The 2195-nt window shown below is 65.0% G+C and carries 1 protein-coding gene and 1 pseudogene; both read left to right on the top strand.

The genetic code is table 11. From position 1 onward, the window contains the following. The first annotated feature begins 49 nt into the window (after positions 1 to 49). Complete coding sequence (locus VZ95_RS16880) at positions 50 to 1066, top strand: hypothetical protein (RefSeq protein WP_045776893.1); 1017 nt, start codon at positions 50 to 52, stop codon at positions 1064 to 1066. A gap of 122 nt (positions 1067 to 1188) precedes the next feature. Further along, positions 1189 to 2024, top strand: a pseudogene (locus tag VZ95_RS16875) (MipA/OmpV family protein). Positions 2025 to 2195: the final 171 nt, after the last annotated feature.

Here is a 2195-nt window from a genome sequence, read left to right as displayed (position 1 = left end):
GTGACGCCGCCGCAGCCGGAGGCGACGAGCGCCGCCAATAGCACTGGCCTTGCCCGCGCGCCCAGCGCTGCCCGCCGCCCCGCCGCCAGCAACGGCTTTTGCGTTTTTTCGGGAAGGCCTCGCCGCCCTGCTGTCGGGTGCCCCCACAAGCGGGGTTTCCGTCCCGCCGGGGCAACCGGGGGGGGCGACACCCACGCCTTCAGGCCCGACGCTCACGGGAACCGTCATCGGTAATGGTGCGCAGAACCGCCCGATCATCGCCGTTGGCTCGGCAATTTTATCGCTCGAAGCGGGGCCACTGCAACCGGGCTCGCAGGTGCAGTTGGTGGCGCAGTTGAACGCCCCCGCCGCGACGCCCAATACGCTGGCAAACGTCGCGCAGTCCCAAACGCCGCTCCCAGGTTTCCCGACCTACCCGAGCCTTCCGGCGATGATGGCCGCCGCCCAGCAGATCGGCGGCCCCACCGAGCAGGCGATGCGGGCCATGCTGCCGCAGATCGGCCCGCAGTTGGCGGCGAGCCTTATGGTTTTCGCCAGCGGGGCCGCGAAGGGCGATCTGCGCACCCTCGTCGGCGATTCGGCGCGGGCGGCCTTAGAGCGCAGTGCGCGCGGACGGGCCGCGCTTCACGGCGTGATGCAGGAATTCGAAGCCGCTGAGGAAGAGGCGCGCGGCACCCCAGCGGCGGATTGGCGGGCGCTGACGCTGCCCGTGATGACCGGCGGCGCAATGATCGAGCCGATCCGGCTGTATCTGCATCAGGTCTCCGACGAGGAAGCCGAGCGCAACCGCAATAATGACGGCGGAGGGCAGCGCTTCGTCGTCGATCTCGACCTGACCCAATTGGGGTCGATCCAAATCGACGGGCTCGCGAAACAAGATCGGCTCGATCTCGTCGTGCGCACCCCCAAACCGCTGCCCGAACAGGTGCGCGAAGGGCTGCGGTCGGCCTTTTTGGGCGGGGCGCTCGCGCGCGGCGTTATCGGCGCGTTGAATTTTCAAGTCGCCCCCCGGTTCGTGCCCGATACCGGCCATTCCGCCGTTCGGCGCGGCGGCCTCATGGTTTAACATTCAATATTTCATGTTTTTCATGAAATTAATCTTGATTCTCGGGGAATCTGCGGCGATAGTGCCTGCGGGTTCCACGGGCTGAGGCCCCGAATCCGTGTTTCTCTCGCTGAAGGTGTTCTATGATCGACCGAAACGCACTCCGATGGGTGCGGGGGCTGGGGCTATCCGCCCTTCTCGTCACCAGTCTTCCGGCTTTCGCCCAAAACCCGCCGAAAGCGGCTCCCGGTGCGAGCGGCGCGGAAAAGCCCGCCTCCGCCTGGAGCTTCAGCCTGGGGGCCGGGGCGATGTTTGCCCCGAAGTACGAGGGCAGCGACCGGCTGGCTTTCGGCGCCTTGCCCCTGGCGGAAGTGACCTGGAATGACCGGCTGTTCGCCTCCACCACGCGCGGCGTCGGCGGTTATATCGTTTCCACCGATGCCTTCCGCGTCAGCGCCGCCCTTGGCTATGCGATGGGCCGGGACGAGAAGGACGGCAAGCGCAAAGACGGCAAAGCCAATCTGCTGCGCGGCCTTGGCGACATCGATGGGGCCGCCACCCTCAGCCTCGGGGCCGAATATGAATATTCGCATTTCACGGCGGGGCTGACCGCGCAGCGCTATATCGGCGGCAGCGACGGGTTCACCGTGACCGCCAGCCTGGGGGCCAAGCTGCCCGTTACCGACCGCCTCATGCTGGGCGTTGAACTCCAGAGCACCTGGCCGATAGCGCCTATATGGGCGATTATTTCGGCATCAATGCCGCCCAATCCCGCCGCTCGGGCCGCGCCGGTTACACCGCAGGAGCGGGCATCAAAGATATCGGCGCAACCCTGAGCGCGATGTATCAGATCAACGCATCAACAAGCCTGATGATCTCGACCAGCCTGTCGCGCCTCGTCGGTGACGCCGGGAAAAGCCCCATTGTTGCCGAAAAGACTCAGCCTTCCGCCATGCTGGGGCTGTCCTATCGGTTCTAGTCCTCAAGAAGTCGTATTCCATTCCCCCCGCTTGTCGGTATGATAGGCATAACATGCGCCAAAAAGGACGCATGACCAATGGGCGGGGCCAAGGGAACGGGCTACATGAGCGACCTGAAAACAGGCTTCAATCAGCTATTCCTGCGTGAAGAAGAACTGCGGCAGGCAATA

Origin of the sequence: Elstera litoralis (genome assembly GCF_000963705.1) — a bacterium.
GTDB classification, from domain to species: Bacteria; Pseudomonadota; Alphaproteobacteria; order Elsterales; family Elsteraceae; genus Elstera; species Elstera litoralis.
This window is presented reverse-complemented; position numbering and strand designations above follow the sequence as displayed.